Annotated in this window: 22 protein-coding genes and 3 tRNA genes; 7 read left to right on the forward strand and 18 right to left on the reverse strand. The window is 68.8% G+C overall.

The features are described from left to right. Positions 1 to 9: 9 nt before the first annotated feature. A complete protein-coding gene (locus ACQEU1_RS25770; protein WP_433206669.1) occupies positions 10 to 831 on the forward strand; it encodes a serine hydrolase domain-containing protein in 822 nt (273 codons plus the stop codon). On the opposite strand, the gene ACQEU1_RS25775 is transcribed toward ACQEU1_RS25770, so the two are convergent. The 11 genes from ACQEU1_RS25775 to ACQEU1_RS25825 form a co-directional block, all read right to left on the reverse strand. Continuing rightward, on the reverse strand, positions 815 to 1,141 hold the full coding sequence (locus tag ACQEU1_RS25775; RefSeq protein WP_433206672.1) for a hypothetical protein: 327 nt from the start codon (positions 1,139 to 1,141) through the stop codon (positions 815 to 817). The genes ACQEU1_RS25770 and ACQEU1_RS25775 overlap by 17 nt on opposite strands. A gap of 31 nt (positions 1,142 to 1,172) precedes the next feature. Then, on the reverse strand, positions 1,173 to 1,355 hold the full coding sequence (locus tag ACQEU1_RS25780) for a hypothetical protein (protein ID WP_433206675.1): 183 nt from the start codon (positions 1,353 to 1,355) through the stop codon (positions 1,173 to 1,175). Between the two features lie 92 nt (positions 1,356 to 1,447). Then, a complete protein-coding gene (locus ACQEU1_RS25785) occupies positions 1,448 to 2,290 on the reverse strand; it encodes an SAM-dependent methyltransferase (protein WP_433206678.1) in 843 nt (280 codons plus the stop codon). Positions 2,291 to 2,499: 209 nt separating this feature from the next. Beyond that, a complete protein-coding gene (locus ACQEU1_RS25790; RefSeq protein WP_433206681.1) occupies positions 2,500 to 3,120 on the reverse strand; it encodes a hypothetical protein in 621 nt (206 codons plus the stop codon). Positions 3,121 to 3,214: 94 nt separating this feature from the next. Beyond that, positions 3,215 to 3,287 (reverse strand) — tRNA-Arg (locus ACQEU1_RS25795). Positions 3,288 to 3,329: 42 nt separating this feature from the next. Next, a tRNA-Ser gene (locus tag ACQEU1_RS25800) sits at positions 3,330 to 3,419 on the reverse strand. Between the two features lie 155 nt (positions 3,420 to 3,574). Beyond that, the gene (locus ACQEU1_RS25805) at positions 3,575 to 5,518 is read right to left on the reverse strand and encodes an acetoacetate--CoA ligase (RefSeq protein WP_433206684.1); all 1,944 of its coding nucleotides are present in this window, start codon (positions 5,516 to 5,518) and stop codon (positions 3,575 to 3,577) included. A 75-nt stretch (positions 5,519 to 5,593) separates the two neighbouring features. Continuing rightward, positions 5,594 to 6,349, reverse strand: coding sequence for an ESX secretion-associated protein EspG (locus ACQEU1_RS25810; RefSeq protein ID WP_433206687.1), 756 nt, complete (start codon positions 6,347 to 6,349; stop codon positions 5,594 to 5,596). After that, the gene (locus tag ACQEU1_RS25815) at positions 6,346 to 7,671 is read right to left on the reverse strand and encodes a PPE domain-containing protein (protein WP_433206690.1); all 1,326 of its coding nucleotides are present in this window, start codon (positions 7,669 to 7,671) and stop codon (positions 6,346 to 6,348) included. Before ACQEU1_RS25815 ends, ACQEU1_RS25810 begins: the two co-directional genes overlap by 4 nt. Then, complete coding sequence (locus tag ACQEU1_RS25820; RefSeq protein WP_433206693.1) at positions 7,668 to 8,141, reverse strand: hypothetical protein; 474 nt, start codon at positions 8,139 to 8,141, stop codon at positions 7,668 to 7,670. The genes ACQEU1_RS25815 and ACQEU1_RS25820 overlap by 4 nt, the downstream gene beginning before the upstream one ends. A gap of 211 nt (positions 8,142 to 8,352) precedes the next feature. Then, the gene (locus tag ACQEU1_RS25825) at positions 8,353 to 8,994 is read right to left on the reverse strand and encodes a dienelactone hydrolase family protein (RefSeq protein ID WP_433206696.1); all 642 of its coding nucleotides are present in this window, start codon (positions 8,992 to 8,994) and stop codon (positions 8,353 to 8,355) included. A gap of 76 nt (positions 8,995 to 9,070) precedes the next feature. Between ACQEU1_RS25825 and hisC the strand changes: the two genes are divergently transcribed. Beyond that, complete coding sequence (gene hisC, locus ACQEU1_RS25830) at positions 9,071 to 10,138, forward strand: histidinol-phosphate transaminase (protein WP_433206699.1); 1,068 nt, start codon at positions 9,071 to 9,073, stop codon at positions 10,136 to 10,138. 3 nt (positions 10,139 to 10,141) lie between these two features. Here hisC and ACQEU1_RS25835 read toward each other — a convergent pair whose 3' ends face one another. Together ACQEU1_RS25835 and ACQEU1_RS25840 are read right to left on the reverse strand one after the other, a co-directional pair. Next, positions 10,142 to 10,891, reverse strand: coding sequence for a sulfite exporter TauE/SafE family protein (locus tag ACQEU1_RS25835; RefSeq protein WP_433206702.1), 750 nt, complete (start codon positions 10,889 to 10,891; stop codon positions 10,142 to 10,144). A gap of 122 nt (positions 10,892 to 11,013) precedes the next feature. Beyond that, a complete protein-coding gene (locus ACQEU1_RS25840; protein ID WP_433206705.1) occupies positions 11,014 to 13,500 on the reverse strand; it encodes a hypothetical protein in 2,487 nt (828 codons plus the stop codon). 145 nt (positions 13,501 to 13,645) lie between these two features. Here ACQEU1_RS25840 and ACQEU1_RS25845 point away from each other — a divergent pair, with 145 nt between their 5' ends. The 3 genes from ACQEU1_RS25845 (at position 13,646) to ACQEU1_RS25855 (ending at position 15,359) form a co-directional block, all read left to right on the forward strand. Further along, the gene (locus ACQEU1_RS25845) at positions 13,646 to 14,077 is read left to right on the forward strand and encodes a helix-turn-helix transcriptional regulator (RefSeq protein WP_433206708.1); all 432 of its coding nucleotides are present in this window, start codon (positions 13,646 to 13,648) and stop codon (positions 14,075 to 14,077) included. An 11-nt stretch (positions 14,078 to 14,088) separates the two neighbouring features. Next, positions 14,089 to 14,508, forward strand: coding sequence for a VOC family protein (locus tag ACQEU1_RS25850; protein ID WP_433206711.1), 420 nt, complete (start codon positions 14,089 to 14,091; stop codon positions 14,506 to 14,508). Between the two features lie 143 nt (positions 14,509 to 14,651). Beyond that, positions 14,652 to 15,359 (forward strand): class I SAM-dependent methyltransferase, encoded by a 708-nt coding sequence (locus tag ACQEU1_RS25855; protein WP_433206714.1) that lies wholly within the window; start codon positions 14,652 to 14,654, stop codon positions 15,357 to 15,359. Between the two features lie 42 nt (positions 15,360 to 15,401). Here ACQEU1_RS25855 and ypfJ read toward each other — a convergent pair whose 3' ends face one another. From ypfJ to ACQEU1_RS25875, 4 genes are all read right to left on the reverse strand, one after another. Continuing rightward, entirely contained in the window at positions 15,402 to 16,298 is an 897-nt protein-coding gene (gene ypfJ, locus ACQEU1_RS25860; RefSeq protein ID WP_433206717.1) for a KPN_02809 family neutral zinc metallopeptidase, read from the reverse strand. 574 nt (positions 16,299 to 16,872) lie between these two features. Next, a complete protein-coding gene (locus ACQEU1_RS25865) occupies positions 16,873 to 17,637 on the reverse strand; it encodes a hypothetical protein (RefSeq protein WP_433206720.1) in 765 nt (254 codons plus the stop codon). 56 nt (positions 17,638 to 17,693) lie between these two features. Next, positions 17,694 to 18,254, reverse strand: coding sequence for a hypothetical protein (locus ACQEU1_RS25870; protein ID WP_433206723.1), 561 nt, complete (start codon positions 18,252 to 18,254; stop codon positions 17,694 to 17,696). Positions 18,255 to 18,353: 99 nt separating this feature from the next. Further along, positions 18,354 to 20,069 carry a bifunctional metallophosphatase/5'-nucleotidase gene (locus tag ACQEU1_RS25875; protein ID WP_433206726.1) on the reverse strand — a complete coding sequence of 572 codons (1,716 nt, stop codon included), beginning with the start codon at positions 20,067 to 20,069 and terminating at the stop codon, positions 18,354 to 18,356. Positions 20,070 to 20,233: 164 nt separating this feature from the next. Here ACQEU1_RS25875 and ACQEU1_RS25880 point away from each other — a divergent pair, with 164 nt between their 5' ends. Next, positions 20,234 to 20,665: a MarR family winged helix-turn-helix transcriptional regulator gene (locus ACQEU1_RS25880; RefSeq protein WP_433211760.1), complete on the forward strand. Its 432-nt coding sequence runs from the start codon at positions 20,234 to 20,236 to the stop codon at positions 20,663 to 20,665. Between the two features lie 29 nt (positions 20,666 to 20,694). Beyond that, positions 20,695 to 20,779, forward strand: a tRNA-Ser gene (locus ACQEU1_RS25885). Positions 20,780 to 20,925: 146 nt separating this feature from the next. On the opposite strand, the gene ACQEU1_RS25890 is transcribed toward ACQEU1_RS25885, so the two are convergent. After that, a complete protein-coding gene (locus tag ACQEU1_RS25890; protein ID WP_433206729.1) occupies positions 20,926 to 22,437 on the reverse strand; it encodes a M28 family metallopeptidase in 1,512 nt (503 codons plus the stop codon). Between the last annotated feature and the right edge of the window lie 18 nt (positions 22,438 to 22,455).

Here is a 22,455-nt window from a genome sequence, read left to right on the forward strand (position 1 = left end):
GTCTGTCCCATGCGGAGCGTGGAAGTTGCGGCGACTTGGCCTGTCGAGAACGTCGCGGTGGCCGTGGTGACGCCTGACGGCGTGGTGGGCGCGCTGGGTGACCAGCAGCGGGTGTTCCCGCTGGCGTCGGTGACGAAGCTGCTGACCTCGTACGCGGTGCTGGTGGCCGTGGAGGAGGGCGCGGTCGAGTGGGACCAGCCGGCGGGGCCGGAGGGTGCGACGGTGCGGCACCTGATCTCGCACACGGCGGGGTACGCGTTCGACAAGGCCGAGGTGCAGGCCGCTCCCGGCACGCGGCGCATTTACTCGAATGCGGGATTCGACGTGCTGGCCTCTTTTGTGGGCGAGGCGTGCGAAATGCCGTTCGCGACTTATCTGCACGAGGCGGTCTTCGAGCCGTTGGGGATGAAGTCGTCGGCGTTGGTCGGATCGGCGGGCGCCGGCGCCGAGTCGAGTGCCGCCGACCTGGCGTTGTTCGCCGCCGAGCTGCTGTCGCCGCAGCTGGTGTCGGTCGAGCTGGTCGCCGCGGCGACGTCGGTCGTCTTCCCTGAGCTGAACGGCGTGCTGCCCGGTTACGGAATGCAGAAGCCGAACGACTGGGGGCTCGGGTTCGAAATTCGCGACTCGAAGTCGCCGCACTGGACGGGTAATTCTTTCTCGGCGTCGACCTTCGGCCACTTCGGGCAGTCCGGGACGTTCCTGTGGGTCGACCCGACGATCTCGGCGGCCTGCGTCGCTCTGACGGACCTGCGGTTCGGGCCGTGGGCGGTCGAGGCGTGGACGCCGTTCTCCGACGGCGTCCGCGCCGAGCTGGTCAGTCGGCGAGCCTGAGGGCGAGCTGGCGCAGGATCTCCTGCACGTCGGCTTCCTCGTAGTCGTTCTCGTAGGCCTGCGCGACGCCGTGGAAGGCGTAGAGCAGGCCCGCGGTGAACCAGCCGAACTGCGACAGGACCTGGTCCATCGCCTGTTTGAGGGCCTGCGCGCCGGCCTCGTTCAGCTCGCCGTCGACCTTGACCTCGTAGCTGAACACACCCTCCTGCAACGACTTGAGCGCCGTCCGCAGGTAGTCGTTCGTGCCGGCGCCGTCGTAGGTGAGCGTGAGGACGCCGAGCGCCCGCTGCATGATCTCCCGCTGCTCCACGCCGCCACTCTGCCTGTTGATCAGGCGTCCGTCACGTTCTGGCACCCCATCGGACCCTGCGGGTTCGAACCGCTCCTCGAAGGCCTCGGCGATGTCGTCGACCGGCGACGGTGTTGACCCGGATGCGGCCGAACGCCGCCGTGCAGGTGTCGACCACCGCCTCGGCCTGGTCGGGCTCGGTGATGACCACGGCCTTGCCCGCCGGAACCGCCATCCGTCGATGATGGCGATTCCGGCGGCGCCAACGGTCAGTCGCGTCGGCGAAAGGACGCTGCCCGCGCCGAACGGCGTACGTGGCACGAGTCGTCAGCCAGGCTTGCGGGCCACCCACCGCGCCACCGAGAACACGCCGGCGGCCCGCGCGGCGTCCAGCACCCGCTTGCCGTCGTGGATCACGGTGTTCTGCTCGCCCTCGTACTCGCCCCAGCCCTGCCCGTCGTCCGGAGGCGTCGACCCCCAGCACTCGACGTCGGGGAAGAGGTCCTCGGCGGCCTCGATGATGAACCCGGACGCCGACATCATCTCGCGGTACTCGTCCAGCGTGCCGAGCCCGGGGATGGAGATGACCTCCTCGACGGGCCGGATGAACGGCGCGATCTGCTCCTCGGTCCGGTAGTCCCCGAACGGCCGGCGGATCCAGTCCACCCCGATCAGTGCCGCGCCGGGCTTGAGGACGCGGAACGCGGCCGCGAAGAAGGCCGCCTTGTCGGGCAGGTGGCAGACCGACTCGTAGAAGCTGACCATGTCGAGCGAGCCCGTCGGCCACGGCGTGAGGGTCTTGTAGTCCTCGTCGCCGACCGTCAGGAACACGGCCTGGTGGCCGAGACCGTGCTCGGCCGCGTACTCGCGGGCCCGCGCCGAGAGCCACTCGTTGTTGGAGATGCCGACGACGTTCGCGCCGGAGATCTCCGCGGTGAAGACGGCCGTGCCGCCGACCCCGCTGCCGAAGTCGAGCCCGGTGTCACCAGGCCGCAGGCCGGCGGCGTCCACCTGCTTGCGCGCCAACGCCTTGGCAGCGTCCTCGGGCGACAGTCCCGCCCGATCGGCCTCCAGGTCCCCGTGGTGCCAGAACTGCCCCATGAGCGCGTGGTAGGCGGGCCCTGCGTGGTTGTAGTACTCGCGGACCTGTTGCTCGACAGTGGTGTTCACCAAACCCGGCCTTTCGTGTTGAGCTCGCGGCCGATCGTCGAGGGGCCAGCGAGAACTCGTCGGCCACACCGAAGTCGACCAGCACCGGCGAACTCAACGTAGTAGCCGGTTCAACCAGTTGTCCACGATCCCGGTTCGCGGGCGGACGTGGCCCTGATCATGGCCATCACCTTGGTTCGCGCTGGGGAGTTCGCTGGTGCGACAGTCGGCTAGGGAGTCGGAATCTGCCATTCCCAACCGCCGTTGGCGGCAACTCCGAACAGCGGAGGCCGGTACGTGATCGTCCCGCTCGTGTTGCGGGTGTCGAGCGGAAGTTTCCCGCGGTAGGTCGAGGCCGGAGCGAACGGATTCGTAGGCAGCCACTCCTGCTGGTCGTGGCACATGAAGGCAGCGCCCGTCACCAGAGCGGTCTCGGTCAGTCCGTCCGGGCCGACGATCGCGAAGTCGTGTCCGGTGATCATCCATCCCTGGTCTGCTCGGAACTGCGGGGTGGTCTTCACCGTGAACGTGAGCACGATGCGATGTCCGTGCTCGGGTTTCTCGACGTGTTGACCGCCGCACTTCGGGTCGACCTCGATCGCGTCGACGCTGAAGTCCGCTTGCTGCGCACCTGTCTGTTGATCCGAAAAGCCCGCGTTCTGGCCGATGGCTTTCTGGAGCAGTCCACGAGGCGACCGGGACGGCGCGGACGATGCCGGGCTCGACTGGTTCATCGACGGCACAGAGGGCGCGGTGCTGCTCGGCGGAGCCGAGAGCGGCGGCGGGGTCGAAGAGCACGCGGTCAGGATTGCGGTCACGACGGCCAGGGCGGTGGTGGCGGTTCGGCGCATGCTCACTGTTCGGGTCGGGCCCGAACGTCGTTACGAGCATGAGCGCCTGGAATGCGACGAAGCCCCGCGGGTTTCCGCGGGGCTTCGTCGTGAGCGCGCTCGACAGGATTCGAACCTGTAACCTTCTGATCCGTAGTCAGATGCTCTATCCGTTGAGCTACGAGCGCAGGCTATTCAATTGTAACCGATCCCCTAGAGGCTCGGCCTTGCGGAGGCTCCGGGATTTGAACCCGGGATGGGGGGTTACCCCAAACCGCATTAGCAGTGCGGCGCCATAGACCAGACTAGGCGAAGCCTCCCGGGACCATCCTTGGCCACGGGACATAGGTTACACAGGTCCTCAACCGAGTTGCAAAACGCCCCCCTCTAACACCTGAACCTGCTGGTCAGAGCATGTTCAGCGGGTCGGAGAGGGGCGTTAAACGCCTGGTCACCGCGTGCGGAGTGACCTAGATCATTCCGACGCGATTTCCAGGAAGGGCTGGAGGCTCTCCGGATTGCGGAGCGCGCCCCTGCTCACTGCCTTGTCGGGGTCTACGCCGGCGAGGATCTTCTTGACCGGGACCTCGCACTTCTTGCCGTTCAGCGTCCTGGGGATCTCGGCGACGGCCACGAAGCGGTTCGGGACGTGGCGCGGGGAGAGGGACGAGCGCAGTTCTTTGCGCAGCAACGGTTCCACGTCGGGCAGCGATACGCCGTCGAGCACCACGAAGCAGAGGAGCTCGCCTTCCACGACGCCCGAGGTGTCGATCACCAGGGAGTCGACGACGCCCTGGACGCCTTCGACCACGCGGTAGAACTCCGAGGTGCCCATGCGGACGCCGCCTCGGTTCAGGGTCGAGTCGGAGCGGCCGTAGATCACGGCCGAGCCGCGCGGGGTGATGCGGATCCAGTCGCCGTGGCGCCAGATTCCCGGGTACGTGTCGAAGTAGGCGTCGCGGAGGCGGGAGCCGTCGGTGTCGTTCCAGAAGAAGACCGGCATGGACGGCATCGGGGCGGTGATCACGAGTTCGCCCACGGCGTCGTCCAGGGCGGAGCCCGCCTCGTCGAAGGCCTGCACGGCGGCGCCGAGGGCTCGGCAGGAGAGTTCGCCCAGCCAGACCGGGCGGTCAGGGGAGGCGGCCACGAAGGCCGTGCAGAGGTCGGTGCCGCCGGAGACCGAGGCGATCTGGACGTCCTTGCCCACGGCCTCGGCGATCCAGCGGAAGCCTTCCGGCGTCAGGGGTGCGCCGGTGGAGCCGACCACGCGCAGGCCCGTCAGGTCGTAGCGGGAGGAGGGGTCGAGGCCCTCCTTGAGGCACGACTGGACGTACGGGGCCGAGGTGCCGAAGTACGTGACGCGGTGTTGTTCGGCCAAGTGCCACAACGTGTTCAGCGACGGGTAGGCGGGGCTGCCGTCGTACAGCACGATGGTCGTGCCGACCATCAACGCGCCGACGAGGTAGTTCCACATCATCCAGCCCGTGGTGGTGAACCAGAAGAAGCGGTCGCCGGGGCCGAGGTCGCTGTGCAGGCCCAGCATCTTGAGGTGTTCCAGCACGATGCCGCCGTGGCCCTGGACGATGCCCTTCGGCAGGCCCGTGGTGCCGGACGAGTAGAGCACCCACAGCGGGTGGTCGAACGGCACCGGTGTGAACTCCAGCGCCGCGCCCTCGTGCTCGGCCACCAACTCGCTGAACGACAGCGTGTCGGGCAGCGTCGAGCCGTTGTCCAGGTAGTCGATCAGGACCGTGGCGCGCAGGCCCGGCAGCTGGGAGCGGATCTCCTCGACGACCGGGCGGCAGTCGAACGACCGTCCGTTGTAGACGTACCCGGAGACGGCGACGAAGACCGCGGGCTCGATCTGGGTGAAGCGGTCGGCCACGGCGCGGGCGCCGAAGTCCGGGGAGCAGGACGACCACGTGGCGCCCAGGGAGGCGGCCGCCAGGAAGGCGATGAGGGCCTCGGGGGCGTTCGGGACGAGTGCCACCACCCGGTCGCCGGCGGAGACGCCCAGAGACGCCAATGCGGCCCGGAAAGAGGCCACGCGGGAACGCAGCGCGCCGAACGTCAAAGAAGATGCGACGCCGTCTTCGCGATGGAAGATCACGGCGAGGTCGTCGTCGCCGCCTGAACGCAACGCGTGCTCGGCGTAGTTCAGGGTCGCGCCGGGGAACCACGAGGCGCCGGGCATCTCCGCAGACCCCAACACGCGCTCATAGGGCGTGTGGAACCGGACGTCGAAGTACGAAGCTATGGCGCCCCAGAACCCCTCGAGGTCGGAGACGGACCACTCCCACAGCGACTCGTAGTCACCAAAAGAATGCCCGCGGTCAGCCAGCCACGAGCGGAAAGCGGTCATCCCGTTGTCCCTCGTGGGGTCCGGGCGCCACAGCAGTTCGACGTCGGTGTCGGTCATGCCCCATGTCTAACCGAGGCACAACCGCACGTCCATGTGTGATTGGCGGACTTGCCGCAGCCCACCTGTGTGGATCTAGCCCGCCGCGATCAGCTCGTCGACGGCGCTGGTCAGGCGCGAGGCGTCGGCGGGCGCGAGCACCAGCCAGCCGTCCTGCTTGCGCAGGAGGTAGCGGCCCTCACGAGTGTCGAGCCACGAGACCGAACGGCCGGTCGGGCGCGGCACGCCGTCGCGGTTGCGGGCGGTCAGGCCCAGTTCACCGCCGCCGATGCGGGACGTGACGATCCGCATCAGGTTCTGCGCCTCCGGCTCGCGGATGCCGGCGTCCCGCAGGATCTCGAGGAACGCCTGCTTGCCCTCCTGCTCGCCCGCCTGACCTGCGCGGACGTAGTCGTCCCAGCGCACGTTCACGGAACGGCCGGTGCCGGGCGCGAGGCCTGGCAACGATGACACCGTGGCCGAGGCCAGCGCGGTCGGGTGGAACGGGTACAGGTGCACCTGGTCGTTCACGCGGGCCGCGAAGGCACCGCCCCAGCCCGCGCAGGCGATGCCGCGGGCCAGTTCGGTCCCCTTGAAGTACGCGATCTCCAGCGCCCGGTCGAACTCGCCCAGACCGGCGACGAGGGCGCGCAGGTCGGGGTCCGGACGTTGGATCGTGCCGAGCCGCCGCGCCGAAAGCGTCTGCGAGCTCTGTTCGACGAGACGTTGCCGTGCCGCCCTGGTCGCGCCCACGTGGGGCGTGCCGAGCGGCACGACGCGGTCCTCGCCGTGCACGGCTTGCCACAGCAGGAAGAACTCCTGCGAGCTCACCGTGAACTGGCGTTGGTTCACTGACCGATCACCGGCGGGGCCGCCTTGCGGTCCAGGCCGAAGACGTTGTCGTCCTCTTCCAGGTAGCTCGCCGTCTTGTGCTCGCGGGAGTCGTTCTGGCCACCGGCGCCGGGAGCACCGGCCGCCATCGGCGCGCCGCCCATCGCGAGCGGGTTCTGGAACGCCTTGGTCGTGTTGCCCGGCGCCGCAGAAGCTGCCGCCGCCGCACCACCGGCACCGCCACCACCGCGCGAGCCCTCGCTCACGCCGGCCGCGCCACCGCCGATACCGCCACCGGCGGCGCCACTGCCGCCACCGCTGGCGGCCGCGCCCTGGTTGCCGGAGCCGAACGGACGGGCCATGCCGCCGAAGCCGCCGAACCCTCCTGCGCCACCTCGGCCACCGGCACCGCCGCCACCACCGCCGTAGCGCGACGACGTGTTCGTGGTGCCGCGGTTCTGCGCGTTCTGCGGGTTCGTCGTCGTGACCGGGCCACCAGCGCCACCACCACCGGCGCCACCGTCACCGCCACCCGGACCACGGGTGGTGATGTCGGGACCGGTCGGCGTCGGCGCGAGCGGGTTGACCGGAGGCGTGAACTGCGACGGCACGGTCTGGTCGACCGCCGCCGAGTTGCGCTGGAACGCCGCCATCACGTCCGCCGCGAGGCGGTGCGAGGCGTCGTTGGCCGCGAGCGTGTCGACGGGGCTGCTGCCGACGGTCTGGAAGCCCGCGAACTCACCGGTGTTCGGCGTGAGCAGTTGTTCGCGCAGCACGGGGCTGTTGAAGCTGTCGACCTGGTCGACGGCCTGGAACCGGTTCACGAGCGCCGGGTTCGCCAACGCCGGGTTCGCCAGGTTCGGGTTCACCAGCGCGGCGTCCGTCGGCACCGGCGGTGCGGGTGCGGCGGGAGGCGGCGGCATCGCGGCACGGGCGGCCTCGACGTTGCTGGTCTCCGTGGTGATCGCGGCCGACACCTTGGTCGCGTAGTTCGCGGTGTCGTCGACCCAGTTGGTGACCTCGGTGATGCCACCGCGGGCGAGCCGCGCGGACTCGCTGTCCCAGCCGACGGAGGAGTCCTCGACGGCCTTGAGCAGGCTCGTCCGGACGCCGGCGATGTCCTCGCCGATCTTCTTCCAGTTCGTGGCCGCGGCCTGGGCGCCGTCGAGGTTCACGCCCGTGTGCACCATGTTGTAGAGCTGCTCGTGCGTGTACGTCATCCAGTCGACCGGCTCGTGCAGGTCGCTGCGGTCGTACTTGTCGTCGTCGTGGTGCGACGACTTGTTGTCCTTGTCGTCGCCCCTGTTGTCGTTGCCCTTGTTGCCGTGCGAACCGTGGCTCACCAGGACCCCCCGGCGTTCTTCATCGACTTCTCGGCTTCTTCGTCGGCATCGCGGATGCTGTCGCGGTTGCGGCGCAGCGCGTTGCCGATGTCGTCCAGGACCTTGAACAGGTCCAGCAACGCCTTGGCGGCGCCGGAGTCCTCGCCGACGGCCAGGTCGGAGAACCGCGCGCTGATCGCCTTGGCGACCGGGTTCTCCCCCAGCTGCAGCGGGGTGGCCAGTTGGTCGGTGGCGCGCTGCCACAGGTCCATCACCTGGTCGCGCGCGGTGTCGACGGCCTTGATCAGCGCGTCGGCGGCCTCGACGTCGAGCGTGAGCTTGCCGGAGTCGGCGGCCTCGTCGAGCTTGGCCGCCGCGTGGCTCGCGTCCGCCTTGTCCGCCAGCATCTGCTGCTGGAGGACGGGCTTCGCCGCCGCCAGCTGCTCAGCGGTGATCGGCGCGGTGACCGACGTCGAAACGTCCGGCGTCACCGGCGGAGCGCCTGTCGTCGGAGTTGTACCGGTCGTCGTACCAGTGGTGGTGCCTGTCCCAGTGCCTTCAGCCATCCCTCATAACCCCCTGCACTGCATAACTCGTCACCGCAGCGCTGGGCGTTACTCACAGCTACACCCAGCCAGCCGTCCGAAGCACCTCTTAGATGTACCTGGACGACAGTTCGGTTCCAATCCGCCGGAAAGACTCTTACCTCATGTGAGCGTCAAACCAGTTCAACGCACGAACCCATGCTTCGTCACTCGAAACGGTGAAACGGACCAGATCTGACGCGGTTTCGGAGCTGATCACAGCATCGCGAAGCTTGCTCACTTCTTCCGAGTCCTCGTCCCGGTAGATGCCGAGCCACGGGCAGGTGAGGTCGCCGGCCACGTCCACCAGGGCGGGAAGGCCCTCCGACAGCGGCTCGAGGATGCCCGGTGCCTGCACGGTGACGGCCGCGCCGATCGTGCGGCTCGCGGCGACGACCATGGCGATCGTGCCGCCGATGTCGAACCCGACGACGCCCATCCGATCGGCGCTCACGCCCTGCTGGCCCAGCCAGACGAACGCGACGTCGGTGTCCGCGAGCAACCGGTCGCCGTTGAGCTTGCTGACCTGGTCCCTGATGTCGTCGCCGTGCACGCGGTCGGCGTCGTAGAGGTGCGGGGCGATCGCGAGCCATCCCTCGTCCGCCAGGCTGCTGACGAGCGTGCGCACACCGGCGGTGATACCGCGGGCCTCGTGCAGCACCACGAGTCCGCCACGGACGGCGGAGTCGGGTTCGGCGATCGTCACCCTCAGCTCACGGCCGTCGGTGAGGGAAAGCGTCTCGACGCGGGTACTGGTCATGATTCCCACCCTTCCACGACGGGGTGAACTCCAGTCAACGTGACCAATCGGACGGAGCAATGCGAGGATCGGTGGCATGACCGTGCGAACCCGTGCTGACCTGGCGTCCCTGCCTTCCTACGTGCCCGGCAGGTCCATCCCCGGCGCCATCAAGCTCGCGAGCAACGAGGTGTCCGCCGGACCGCTCCCGAGCGTCGTCAAGGCGATCGCCGACGCGGCCACCGGCATCAACAGGTACCCCGATTCGGGTTGCGTCGAACTCACCGACCGGCTTTCGGAGCGGCTCGGCGTCCCTGCCGACCACCTGGCCCTCGGCTGCGGCTCGGTGACCCTGTGCCAGCAGCTCGTCCAGGCCACCTGCACCGAGAACGACGAGGTGCTGTTCGCCTGGAGGTCCTTCGAGGCGTACCCGATCGTCACGCACGTGGCGGGCGCGAAGCAGATCCGCGTGCCGTTGAACTCGGAGCACACGCACGACCTGGACGCGATGCTGGCGGCGATCACGCCGAACACGCGGATGGTCTTCGTCTGCAACCCGAACAACCCGACGGGCACCGCGCTGCGCACCGAGGAGATCGAGGCGTTCATCGCGAAGGTCCCGCGCAACGTGCTCGTGGTGCTCGACGAGGCCTACAAGGAGTTCGTCGACGACGCGCACGTGCCGGACGGCGTCGAGCTCGCCAAGCAGCAGTGGGCGGCCGGCCACGACAACGTCGCCGTGCTGCGGACGTTCTCCAAGGCGTACGGCCTCGCGGGCCTGCGGATCGGCTACGCGGTCGCGCCGCCGGTCGTCGCGGACGTGCTGCGCAAGGTCTACGTGCCGTTCTCGGTGAACGCGCTGGCCCAGGTGGCCGCGATGGCGTCGCTCGACGCCGAGGACGAGCTGATGGTCCGCTGCCGTGCGATCGTCGCGGAACGCACGCGCGTGCGTGGCGAACTGCTGGCCATGGGCTACGACGTGCCGGAGACGCAGGCGAACTTCGTGTGGCTGCCGCTGCGCGAACGCACCGCCGAGTTCAACGCGCACTGCCTGGAGCACAAGGTCGTCGTGCGGGCGTTCGTCGACGAAGGCGCACGCGTGACGATCGGCGAGCCGGACGAGAACGACGCCTTCCTGGCCGCCGCCCGCGCGTTCCTCGCCTAGGAACTACTTGGTGAGCAGCTGCACGATCGCCGCGACTCCCACCACCACGATGACGCCGCGCAGCACGGCGGGTGGGAGTTTGCGGCCGATCTTCGCGCCGATCTGGCCACCGACCACGGAGCCGACGGCCAGCAGCAGCACGGCCAGCCACGCCACGTCGGCGATGAAGATGAACATGACGCCGGCGACGAGGTTCACGAACGCCGTCAGCACGTTCTTCAGCGCGTTCATCCGCTGCAGGTGCTCGCTGACGAGCACGCCCATGAGGCCCATGACCAGCACGCCCTGGGCCGCGCCGAAGTAGCCGCCGTAGATGCCCGCGGCGAAGACGCCGAACCACAGCAGCACGCCGCCATCGTTGTCGTTGCGGCGGTGGGCGAGCTTGCGGTTGAGCCACGGCTGGGCGACCACGAGCACCAGCGCGATCACGATCAGCACCGGCACGATCGCGGTGAACGCCTTGTCCGGCAGGGTGACCAGCAGGATCGCGCCGACCACGCCACCGAGGATGGACGCGGGCAGCAGCCGCTTGATCCGGTCGCCCTGGCCCTTGAGCTCCTCGCGGTAGCCCCACGCGCCGGACAGCGAGCCCGGCACCAGGCCGAGGCTGTTCGACACGTTCGCGACCACGGGTGGGTAACCGACGGCGAGCAGCACCGGGAACGTCACGAGGGTGCCGCTGCCGACGACGGTGTTGATGCCGCCCGCGAACACACCCGCGATGACCACGGCAACTGCTTCCCAGAACGACATGTCACCCCCAGGTACCCGATGGTTCGCGACGCTAACACTTGACTCGGGACCACGAACTGTGGCGCTCATGACAACAGGCCCGGTACTCAGCGTGAGCACCGGGCCTGCCGTTCCAGGCTTGATCAGGTTCGGCGGCGGGCCGCCACACGAGCGCCGAAGCCGAACGCGACGAGCAGCAGGGCGACCACTCCGAGGCCGAGCACGCTGGCCCCCGTCCTGGCGAGCGCCTTGCTGCCGCCGGGCTCGGGGGTGTCGGCAGAGGGCGGGTCCGGCTGGGCCGGCTGGGCCGGCGGCGGACCGGGCACCACCCACAACGACCTGGTCTCCTCCCGGCCGGCGGCGACCCACACCTGGTCCAGGTCGCCCGTGAACTTCCACGGGCCGTCGACCTTCGCCCAGTAGGTGCCGGGCCGCACCTGCTCGAACAGCACCGTGCCCGAGGCGTCCGAGGTGGCCTCGGCGACGATGCCGCCGAACTCGCGTTCGGACATCAGCAGGACACGGGCGTTCGCGATCGCCTCACCGGGGTCGAGCCATGCGTTGCCGTTCACGTCGTGCGCGAGCGTCGCCCTGAGGTTGCCGGTCTCGCCGGAGATCGAAGCCCAGTCGTACCCCGTCGGGCCGTCCTCGTTCCACTCGACGAACGACGAGAACTCGCAGTTCGCGGTGACCCGGCTGAGGGTTCGCGCGCCCTCGGGCACCTTCTCGACGATGGTGAACGTCCTGGTCTCGTTCGGTGCCAGGTCGACGCCCTTGTCGCGGAAGTCGCCCCAGCCGTCGGGCATCGGCCTGCCGCCGAACTCGTCCGGCTTGCCCGCCGGGTTGCAGTAGGCCTGGATGCCCTTCAACGGGTAGCCGACCTTGTTGGTGAGGGTGACGGCGATCCTGGCTTCCTGACCGACCGCGTAGAACGACTTGTCGAGCACCACCTGCACGCCGAGCTTCTCGCTGTACGGGCGCTCGGCGCGGGCCACGAGCTGCAGCTGCTCCTCCGGACCGACGCCGTGCAGCATGTTCTCGGTCTCCCAGCGCACGATCCAGCCGTCCGCCAGCGTGTAGCCGAACACGTACTGGCCGGAGGGCATGTCGCGGAACGTGAACCGGCCCTGGGCGTCCGTCGTCGTCTTGAAGTAGCCGTAAGGCGCACCGCCGTTGGCCTCGACCACGGTGTCCGGGGCCTCCTCGCCGGGATCCTGCTGCCCGTTGACGTTGCGGTCGACGTAGACGACACCGGTGACGTTCCCGGCGGTCGGCACGATCTCGGCCTTCTCCGCGCTGACCTTCCAGTCCTCCTCCAGGCCGAAGTACTTGATCCACACCGAGGCGCCCACCTCGTTGTCGGTGAAGGACCAGATCGTGCCCGTGGCGCTGAACGTGCGCGACTCCCCCGCCGGGATCCGCGTCCCGACCACCATCAGGTCCTGCCAGGTGCCGGGGTCGACCCCGATTTCCTGGAAGTCGGGGATCACCTTGAACAGCTCCGCGGTCCTGCCGCCGGTGTTCGTGACCGTCAGGTCGACTCGCACCGTCTCGTGCGACCCGTAGCGCGGCTTGTCGAACTTCAACGTGGCGCTCAACGCGGCCGGTGCCGCGCGTTTGAGGAACTTGACGCCGCCGCTCCGGGCGGGCACGACCACGCGCTGCTGGCCGTCGTCGGTGAAGTCCCACGACCCGACCAGCAACGCCTGGTACTCGCCGTCGCTCAGGCCGCTGAAGTCGATCCTGCCGTCGGCGCCGCTGGTGCGCTCGGTGATCCGCGTCCCGTCCTTCGGGTTCACCAGGACGACCCGCGCGCCGCTGACCAGCTCAGACTCGTCGATGCGCTGGTCGGCGTTCCGGTCCTCGCCGAGGACCATGCTGTGGTCGAGGCCGCCGGTCAGCTTCATCTCGATGCGCGACTTCGGGCCGTCGGTGTTCGAGCCCACGTGCGGCGCGAACCCCACCTCGATCAGGAGTTTCCCGTCGGGTAGGGCGTCCTCCGGCAGGGGCTGCTCGACCACGTACGTGATCCGCCGGCCGGGATCGAGCGCGATGCCCCGGGTGCCCCCGAGTCCGAACCAGGCGGCGGTGATGCAGTCCGTGCTGGCCGAGACCAGGCGCCTGCATTCGCCCTCGATGCCCTCGATCCGGCGGGTGCCGACGTTCTCCAGGGTCACGGTGATCTTCGCCGTCGCCGGGGAGCGGTAGCTGTCGCGGTCGGCCGACGTGGTGACCTTCAGCTGCTCCGAGTACGGGCGCTCGCCCCGTGCGGTCAGCTGCGTGGTCTGGCCGGCGACGACCTCGAACTCGTAGTCCTCCCGCTCGCCCCTGTGCACGACCCAGCCGTCCGGCAGCTCGTACAACGCCTCGTAGGTCTCACTGGGCGGGAGGTCGGCGAAGGCGAAGGTGCCCTGGTCGTCGGTCGTGGTCTCGAACTCGGCGTTGGCCCAGTAGTCGATGACGGTCACCTTGGCGCCCTTGGCGATCTCGCCGGGGTCCAGCGTGCCGTTGTCGTTCCTGTCGATGTAGAGGACGCCTGAGATGCCGCCAGTGGGGGCGTCCTGCGCGAGGGCGGGTGTCGTACTCAGGGCGAGCATCAGGACGGTTGTCAGCACACCGGTCTTGACCACGCGCGGACCGTACCGCAAGGCTGTGACCTGGCAAAAGCCCTTTGTTCAGTGTCAAAGACCCGGTTCGAACTTCTCGTCGACCAGGGCAACCGGCAGGGCTCTTCGAGCGTGAGCATCGCGGGGGTTCGTCTGCTCTCGGGGTGGCATGCTGGACGTCGTGACGCCGGAGGACCTCGCGCACCTGCGCCGCGCCCGCGACCTGATGGACCGCGAGTACGCGCGGCCGTTGGACGTGCCCGCGATGGCCCGTGCCGCGCTGATGTCGCCGTCGCACTTCTCCCGGCAGTTCCGCGCGGCCTACGGCGAGACCCCGTACGGCTACCTGATGACGCGCCGGATCGAGCGTGCGAAAGCGTTGCTGCGGCTGGGGAAGCTGTCGGTGACCGAGGTGTGCGTCGAGGTCGGTTGCACGTCGCTCGGGTCGTTCTCGGCGCGGTTCACCGAACTGGTCGGGGAGACGCCGTCGGCCTACCGGGCGCGCTCGCACGACGCGCTGGCGGCGGTGCCCGGCTGCCAGTTGAAGGGCCTGACCCGACCGAGCAGATTTCGAGAAGCGACTCCTTCACCGCGTACCTAGGGTTCTGCGGCATGAAGCTCTCGCACACGTTCCTCTTCGTCCAGGACCAGGACGTCGCGTTGAAGTTCTACCGCGACGTCATCGGTCTCGAGGTGCGCACGGACGCCACCATCGAGAACGGCTACCGCTGGCTCACCGTCGGTCCTCCTGAGCAGCCGGAGGTCGAGATCGGACTGGCCCTGATCGGCCCGCCCGTCCCGCCGACCGATCACGAGGCGTTGCACGCGTTGCTGGCCAAGGGATCGTTGCAGGGCATCATCTTCACGCACGACGACGTGGACGCGAAGTTCGAGCAGGTCCGCGGGGCAGGCGCCGAGGTGATGCAGGAGCCGATCGACCAGTACTACGGCGTGCGCGACTGCGCTTTCCGCGACCCGTCCGGCAACATGATCCGCTTCTCGTCGACGCGCCGAAATCCGTTTCCCGGTTAGGACGCCGCTGTGCTTCAGTAGTGCCACAAGGCGGTTACACGGAGAAGGTCGATGCCATGGCAGCCCCCGGACGCACCGGGTGCTTCAGCCGTACCCGGTGACAACTCGCGTTTCTGTTTCTCGCGATCACCAGGAGCATCACCTTGAGCTGGTACACCTCGTTCTTCACCGATCTCGCCAACAGGTTCTGGCGTGGCGCCGTCCAGCCGGAGCAGACCTCGGCCGAGATCGACTTCATCACCGGGTTCAGCGCCGGTCCACGCGTGCTGGACGCGCCGTGCGGCAGTGGCAGGCACAGCATCGAGCTGACCCGCCGTGGCTACACGACGGTTGGAATCGACATCTCTTCTGAAGCCATCGCGCACGCCCGTGCGTCGGCTCCGGACCTCGATTGGCGGCAGGGCGACCTCGCGTCGCTGGGCTCGTTCGGCGTGACCGCCGACCTGGCCCTCTGCCTGGGCAACAGCTTCGGGTACCTCGACCACGAGGGCTCGCAGCGGTTCCTGGGCGACCTGGCCGCCGCCGCGCCCGTGCTGGTGATCGACTACGGCTGCACGGCCGAGTCGTTGCTGCCGAACCTGCCGGGTGAGCTGCGGATGTCGTTCGGCGGCGTGGACTGCGTCGCCGTGAACACCTACGACGTCGCCACCGGGCGGCTGCTGATCCGCTTCACGTTCACCGACGGGGACCGGGTCCAGGAGTCGACCTGCGTGCAGCACGTCTACACGGCCGGCGAGCTGACCCGGATGCTGAACACCGCCGGGTTCTCGTCGGTCGAGCTGTTCGGCGACGTCGACGGCAGCGCGTTCCGGCTGGGCAGCCACCGGTTGCTGGCCGTGGCACGTCGGTGAGAACCGAGCGGCCCGTCCCTCGGGGCGGGCCGCTCGTCCCGGTCAGCCCAGGTTGTTGGTGTCGAACGTGTTGCAGCGCGCCGGGTCGCCGGTCTCCAGGCCGGTCGTGAACCACTTCTGCCGCTGCTGCGAGCTGCCGTGGCTGAACTTGGTCGTGTCGACCCTGCCGCCGCCGAGCTCGCGCTGGATGAAGTCGTCACCGATGCGCGCCGCCGCGTCGAGGGCCGCGTTCACGTCCTCCTGGGTGATGTTCGTGATCAGCGGCTGGCCGTTGGCGGACGGGACGGTCGTCGCCGCCTTGCCCCAGGCGCCCGCGTAGCAGTCGGCCTGCAGCTCCAGGCGCACGCCGTCCGAGGTCGGACCGGTGCCGGGGCGGACGCGGTCCGAGGTGCCCAGCAGGTTCTGCACGTGGTGGCCGTACTCGTGGGCGAGCACGTAGGCCTCGACGAACGGGCCGCCGGTCGCGCCGAACTTGGTGCGCAGCTCGTTGAAGAAGTCCAGGTCGATGTACACCTGCGAGTCGGCGGGGCAGTAGAACGGGCCGACCGCCGAGGTCGCGTTGCCGCAGCGGGTGTTCACGCTGTTGCGGAAGAAGTTGGTCTTGGTGACCTGGTAGGTGTTGCCCGAGCGGGCGAACTGGTCGGTCCAGAAGGACTGGATCGAGTTGATCGTGGCGACGACCCGGCAGTCGCTGTCGCGGTTCGCGTCGGCGCCGGTCTTGCACTTCTCCGCCAGCTGACCGGACTCGACCTGGGTGTTGTTGCCCATGCCCTCCAGGCCGCTCGCGGGCAGCTGGATCCCGGTGAACTGCTGGAACAGGAAGTAGATGATGAGGCCGACCACGCCGAGGCCGCCGCCGACACCGGCGACCCGGCCACCGACGCCGCGTTGGTCCGAAACCTGCGAAAGGTCGAGTTCCGCGCCTTCGTTGAACTGCACCGCGTGCCTCCATGGCCAAGGACCCGTAGGCGGCACACGATAAAGCACGAAAGACGCCCAGGTGCGGGACCCGACGTCGGGGCACCGCACCTGGGCTTTCCCATTTGGTTGTGACGACTACGGCCCACGAAGGTGGCGTGGCGCTCAGCCGGTGACGCCTTGAGACGACACCGATGCCGAGCTCAACAGCGTCGGAGTGCGCCGAGCGAACGCCTGACGGCGCCTGGGCACCCGAAACCTCGTGTCCGCCGCTACACAGTCGCGACCGGACCGGTCACGTCCGATCCGCTCGCGGGGATGCGACAGACCGCGTTTCGCCACAGCGAGGAGATACCTGCACAGCACCACCTACCCCTTCTGGGCGTGGCCACCGGGTGGTCTAGTTCATTCACCTGCCGGTTGCCAGCTCGTTATCGACTATGCGCTTGATCGCCACGTTTCACAACACCTCACCGCAAACCTGAATTGGTGAAGTCGGACGGGTGACCTGCGGAGATCGACACTGCAGACAGCAATCGCCCGGCGAGAAAGAATCTCGCCGGGCGATTGTGAGAAAAGATCGGGTATTTGGTGATCAGGCCTTCGTGACGCGGCGCGCGCCGCGCCGTGCCATCACGCCGGCGGTCATCAGGCCGAGGCCGACCAGCAGGAACTCCAGCGGGTCCGCGCCCGTCTTCGAGAGGTTCGGGATGACCGGGGCGGCGTGCTCGGAGGCCTTGTTGCCGGTCTGCGGGAGACCCGCGCCCGAGTCGTCGCCGGTCGTGCCGCTGCCGGAGTTGTCGTGGTTGTTGCCGCCGCCGGGGTTGCCGTTGCCGGGGTTCTCGTTGCCCGGGTTGCCGCCGGGGTTCTCGCCGGGGTTCTGACCGGGGTTCTCGCCCGGCTGCTCCGGCTGCTCCGGGTTCTCGCCCGGCTGTTCGGGGGTCTCGGTCTTGCCGCAGTCGCCGCTCGCGGTGCCCAGCACGCCCGCTGCGGTGCCGCAGACCGTCACCGGGGCCTCGATCGTGCCGTTCGCCGGCTCCGGCTTGGTCTCGCCGCAGCTGCCCGCTCCGCCGCCGGCGACGCCGACCGAGTTGCCGCACACCGTGACAGGAGCGGAGACCAGCGCCTTGTCGGCCTGGAGGCGTTCGCCGGACTTCGTGTCGCAGGTCGAGTCGCTGTGGCCGAGGACGTTGATCGCGTTGCCGCAGACCTTGACCGGAACGCTCACGAGGTTGCCGACGCGGACCTCGTCGTCGACGTTGACCGGCACCGGGATCGCCTGGGCCCAGCCGGCGGTCGCGACCATCAGGCCACCGGTGAGCAGGGCCGCGGACATGGTGCGGTTGAGGTTCTTGCGCATGACTTCTGGTTCTCCCTGAGTTGACTGGTCCCTTCCGGCTCGATGGCGTCCGGGGTTCAGTCAGGGGAGAACGTCGGCTCCTCCGCGCGCACGGTGTGCGGCACGTCGTGGTGCTCGGAGTTCGTGAGGTGCGCTGTGGTGGTGGGCGGCCTTGTTCCGTGCGGCAGCGTGCCCACCGGCGTCTGGTTGCTCGTGCTGCTGCCCGCGCCGCTCTGCGGGAGCGTGCCGGGGACCGGCTGCTCGGCCTGCTGAGGCTGCGGGGCGGGTGCGGGCTCGTCCTGTGCCGTCGCGGGTGCTGCCGGCGCTTCCTGCTGCTGTTGGGGCGCTTCGGCGTGCACGGGTGCTGCCGGCCGGTGCGGGGCGAGCTGCGGTGCCGGTGCCGGTGCCGGTTCGGGAGCCGGTTCGACGCGCGGGTCCGGCTCGGTCGCCGGCGGGACGGGGATCTCCGGCCGCGCGGTCTCGACCTTCAGCGCGATCTCGACGACGGGGAGCTTCACCTCGACCCCGAGCTGGCCGATCTCGACCCGGACGTCGGCGTTCGCCTGGCCTGCGCCGCCCAGCAGCCAGGCGCCGGTCACCAGACCGGCGAGCAGCAGGAGCCGACGCAACCACGACATCGGCCCTCACCCTAGATCAAATGGAGCAGTCAGGGGTGCGAAAAAAGCCATCCCGGCGACATCGCGTCGCCGGGATGGCCTTCTTGCCGCGGTCTGCGACTACGGCAGCTGCGTGATGCGGTCGAGCGCGGGAGGCGCCGTGTTCGGGTGCGTGCTCAGGTAGCCGGAGAACGCGTCCAGGTCGATGCCACCACCGGTGATGGTCGTGCCCTTGGTGAACTCGCTGAAGCCGTCACCACCGCCCTGCAGGAAGCTGTTGATCGTCACGCGGTAGCTCGCGGCCGGGTCGAGTGCCACGCCGTTGAGCGTGACGTTCGAGATCCTCGAACCGAACGGTGCCGACGCCGACCAGCTGTACTTCAGGCCGGAGGACGGCTGGAGCACGAACGTCCTGGCCGCGGTGAACTGCTGCTCCAGCACGGCCTTGATGTTCGCGCCGGTCAGCGTGACCGTCTGCAGGATGTTGCCGAACGGCTGGACGGTGAACGCCTCGCCGTAGGTGACCACACCGTTGCCCTCGTTCGCAGGCGACGTCGCGTACGTGAGGTCGGCGCGCACGCCACCGGGGTTCATCAGCGCGAGCACCGCGCCGTTGCCCTTGGTGGCCTCGAGCTGCGAGTCGGCGATCAGGTTGCCGAGCGGCGACTCACCGGCGGGGTTCTGCGCCCGCACGATGTCCGCGCTGATCGTGCCGACCTGCTTGTTCGCGATCGGGCCGGACTTGGTCTTGGCCAGGTCGACGATCGCCTGGACCTGCGGGTCCGGCGTGACCGTGCGGGTGACGATCTTGTTGTCGGCCTTGGTCTCGCCGCGGATGACGTCGCGCGTCCGGCGGTCGATCTTGAGGTCGACGACGCTCAGCTCACGACCGAAGGCCAGGCCCTCGATGAACGGCCGCGGGTTGCCGGCCGGGTCCTTGACCACGCAGTTGTAGTGCTGGTGGCTGTGGCCGGAGAAGACCGCGTCGATCTTCGGGCTGACCTGCGTGGCGATGACGCTGCCGGGGTTGTTGGGGGCGACGTTGCACGCGTTGGGCCCGCCGGTCGGCGCCGTGACCTGGTCGCCCTGGTGCACGAGCAGCACGATCGACTTGATGCCGATGGCGTCGAGGAGGTTGGCGTACTTGTTGGCCGCCTTCACCTCGTCCCCGAACTTGATGTCCTTGATGCCGTTCGGGTCGACCAGGATCGGCACGTCCTTGAGCGGCATGCCGATGAAGCCGATCGGGATGCCGTCCCGGATCTCGACCCAGAACGGGGGCAGAGCCGGCAGCCCGTGCTTCGCGTCCGTGACGTTCGCGCCGAGGATCGGGAAGTTCGCGCCCTTGTACTTCTCGCTGAACTGGCACCCGTCCACCGGGTGGCAGCCGCCGCGCTGCATGCGCAGCAGCTCCTTGTAGCCCTCGTCGAACTCGTGGTTGCCCGCCGCGGTCGCGTCCATGCCGACCTTGTTGAGCACCTCGATCGTCGGCTCGTCGTGGAACAGCGCGGACACGATCGGCGAGGCACCGATCAGGTCGCCCTGCCCGACGATGACGGAGTTCTTGACCTCCTTCTGGAGGTTCTTGATGTGCGTGGCGTTGAACGCGGCGCCACCGGCGTCGACGGTCGTGCCGTCGGCCAGCACGACGCGCCCGGAAGACCCGCTGGGCGGCTCGATGTTGCCGTGGAGGTCGTTGATGCCGATCAGGCGCACGTCAACCGTGCCCCGACCGCGCAGTGACTGGACATCGGCCTGGGCAGGCCCGGTAGCGCTGATGACAGTGGCCGCGGCGGCGGTGATCGCCAGAACGGAAAGCCGTCTGAACGAACTCATGGGTAGAGCCTCTCGAAGGCGTGGTTAACGCGCGTGTACGGCCCGGGAGTCTGCCTTTTCGCTGCGCCGTTTTCCAGAGGAATGACAGGATCGTCATCCTGCCGTCTAGCCTTGTTCCCGTGACACCAAGTGAGCAGGAGCCGCGCTGGCTCGACGAGGGCGAGATGCGCGCGTGGCGCACCTACGTGAACGGTTCCTCGATGCTCATGGACCGCCTGCACCGCGAACTGCAGGACACCCACGGAGTGTCACTGGCCGACTACGAGATCCTCGTGCGCCTGTCCGAGCAACCCAACAACTGCATGCGCATGACGCAACTGGCCGAGGACGTCGCCTCGTCCAAGTCGCGCGTCTCGCACCAGGTGGCGCGGATGGAGAAGGCCGGCCTCGTCTCCCGCCGCGAGTGCACCGAGGACGGACGCGGCGTGCTGGCCGAACTGACTCCCGCCGGTCTCGCCCAGTTGGTCGCCGCTGCTCCCACGCACCTGCGCGGCGTGCGGGCGCACATCGTGGACCTGATCTCGCCGGAGGAGGGCGAGGTGCTGGCCAAGGTGTTCGACCGGGTCATGACACACCTGCGGGACACGAACGGCTAGGCTTGCCGGTGGCGCTTCGTGGCGCCGTTGGAAGCGTGGCAGAGCGGCCGAATGCACCCGCCTTGAAAGCGGGAGACGGGCAACCGTCCGGGGGTTCAAATCCCTCCGCTTCCGCAAGTAGCGAGGGGTGTGCGGGCCGTCTGACGGCCTTCACGCCGGACAAGTCTTCATTTCGCCCATTCACAGCGGCTATCGCCTCGGGCTGAAACTAAACGGCGGCGGTACCCGAGTGGGCACCGCCGCCGTTCATCAAAGGGAAACTACGACGCGGCTGCGTGTGAGTGGTCGGCCGCGGAAGCCGACTTCATCAGCGTTGCCGACTTGCGGGCCTCCGCGCGCTTCTGGCGCGGCGGGACGCCGTTGACGTCCTCCGTCGACACGCCGTACGCGGCCGTGACGAAGGCGATGGCGCCTGCGTTGCGGCCCAGGGCGACTCGGTCGATGTTGCCGAGGTTGTCGCACTTGGCGTGGTAGCAGGGGTCGTAGGCGACGCCTGCGGTGCCGCCCCACTTGGCTGCCTGGGCCGCGGTCTTGACGCCCTCGGCGCCGGTGAAGAGGCCGCCTGCCGGGATGCCCTGCGCGATGAACTCGCCGTAGTCGGAGCGGCCCGAGAAGTCCGTGCCCTCGGTCGGGACGCCCTTGGCGGCGAAGTAGTCGGCGAAGGCCTTTTCGATCTGGGCCGAGCCGAACGGGCCCGGGCCCGCGCCCGTGGCGTCGCTGTCGTCGCCGTCGTAGATGAAGTAGGCGGCGTTCGGGGAGCCGACCATGTCGAAGTTCAGGTAGAGGGCGATGTCGAGCTGCTGCTCGAAGGTCAGGGAGCGGACCCATTCCTCGGAGCCGATGAGGCCGCGCTCTTCCGCGCCCCACCAGGCGAAGCGGATCGCGTTGTCGACCTTCGGGTTGGAGCCGAGCTGCAGTGCGGTCTCCAGCAGGGCGGCGGAGCCGGAGCCGTTGTCGTTGATGCCCGCGCCCAGTTCGACGCTGTCGAGGTGGGAGCCGGCCATGACGACGTTGTTCTTGCGGCCCGTGCGGGTCTCGGCGATGACGTTGCGCTGGGTGCGGGACTCGGTGTGGAAGCGCATGTCCACGGTGACCGAGGCGCCCGCCTTGCCGGCGAGGGTGGTGCCGTCGGCCTGGGAGATGCCGCCGGTCGGGATCTTGCCGGGGTTGGTCAGCGTCACGTCCTTCAGCGGGCCGGCCGTGTTGTTCGAGACCAGGACGGCGACGGCGCCCGCGGCGAACGCGTTGAGGTGCTTCTGCTCGAACGTGCAGCCGCCGCGGCGGATGAGGGCGACGGAGCCGGTGAAGTTCTGGCCCGCGAAGTCGGACGCCTCGCAGCCCGTGGTGGTGTCCTCCGGGACGACGCGCAACGGGCCGGTGATGCCGCCCACCGGGGTCTGCGGCGACTCGATCATCACGATCGCCTGGTAGTTCACACCGTCCACGCGGGCGGTCTCGGCGTCGTTGACCGGGATGTCGAAGCTGAAGTTCGGCGTGCTGACGATGAAGCCCGCGTCACGGAGCTTGCCCGCGACGTAGTCGACGCTCGCGTCGTAGCCGGGGGTGAGGGCCGCGCGGTTGCCGCCGTTGCGGTCGGCGAGGCGCTGGAACGCGATGAGGTGACGGTTGACGCCCTCGGTCGTCACCTTCTTCGCGAGCTTCTTCGCGAGAGCGGGACCAGCCGGCTCAGCGGCGGCGGACGCCGTGGCGGTAGGGGCAGCGACTAGTGCCGAGATGGCAAGCACAGCCGCCAGCTTGGATCTGCCGGACATGAACGTTCCCCTTCGTTC

The organism is Lentzea sp. CA-135723, from assembly GCF_050936595.1.
Classification (GTDB): domain Bacteria; phylum Actinomycetota; class Actinomycetes; order Mycobacteriales; family Pseudonocardiaceae; genus Lentzea.

Coding starts and splice junctions, on each gene's coding strand:
- hisC (WP_433206699.1), top strand. CDS start 9,071: ATGACCGTGCGAACCCGTGCTGACCTGGCGTCCCTGCCTTCCTACGTG.
- ACQEU1_RS25850 (WP_433206711.1), top strand. CDS start 14,089: ATGAAGCTCTCGCACACGTTCCTCTTCGTCCAGGACCAGGACGTCGCG.
- ACQEU1_RS25880 (WP_433211760.1), top strand. CDS start 20,234: ATGCGCGCGTGGCGCACCTACGTGAACGGTTCCTCGATGCTCATGGAC.
- ACQEU1_RS25790 (WP_433206681.1), bottom strand. CDS start 3,120: ATGCGCCGAACCGCCACCACCGCCCTGGCCGTCGTGACCGCAATCCTG.
- ACQEU1_RS25780 (WP_433206675.1), bottom strand. CDS start 1,355: ATGGCGGTTCCGGCGGGCAAGGCCGTGGTCATCACCGAGCCCGACCAG.
- ACQEU1_RS25770 (WP_433206669.1), top strand. CDS start 10: ATGCGGAGCGTGGAAGTTGCGGCGACTTGGCCTGTCGAGAACGTCGCG.
- ACQEU1_RS25835 (WP_433206702.1), bottom strand. CDS start 10,891: ATGTCGTTCTGGGAAGCAGTTGCCGTGGTCATCGCGGGTGTGTTCGCG.
- ACQEU1_RS25845 (WP_433206708.1), top strand. CDS start 13,646: ATGCTGGACGTCGTGACGCCGGAGGACCTCGCGCACCTGCGCCGCGCC.
- ACQEU1_RS25890 (WP_433206729.1), bottom strand. CDS start 22,437: ATGTCCGGCAGATCCAAGCTGGCGGCTGTGCTTGCCATCTCGGCACTA.
- ACQEU1_RS25865 (WP_433206720.1), bottom strand. CDS start 17,637: ATGCGCAAGAACCTCAACCGCACCATGTCCGCGGCCCTGCTCACCGGT.
- ACQEU1_RS25805 (WP_433206684.1), bottom strand. CDS start 5,518: ATGACCGACACCGACGTCGAACTGCTGTGGCGCCCGGACCCCACGAGG.
- ACQEU1_RS25875 (WP_433206726.1), bottom strand. CDS start 20,069: ATGAGTTCGTTCAGACGGCTTTCCGTTCTGGCGATCACCGCCGCCGCG.
- ACQEU1_RS25870 (WP_433206723.1), bottom strand. CDS start 18,254: ATGTCGTGGTTGCGTCGGCTCCTGCTGCTCGCCGGTCTGGTGACCGGC.
- ACQEU1_RS25825 (WP_433206696.1), bottom strand. CDS start 8,994: ATGACCAGTACCCGCGTCGAGACGCTTTCCCTCACCGACGGCCGTGAG.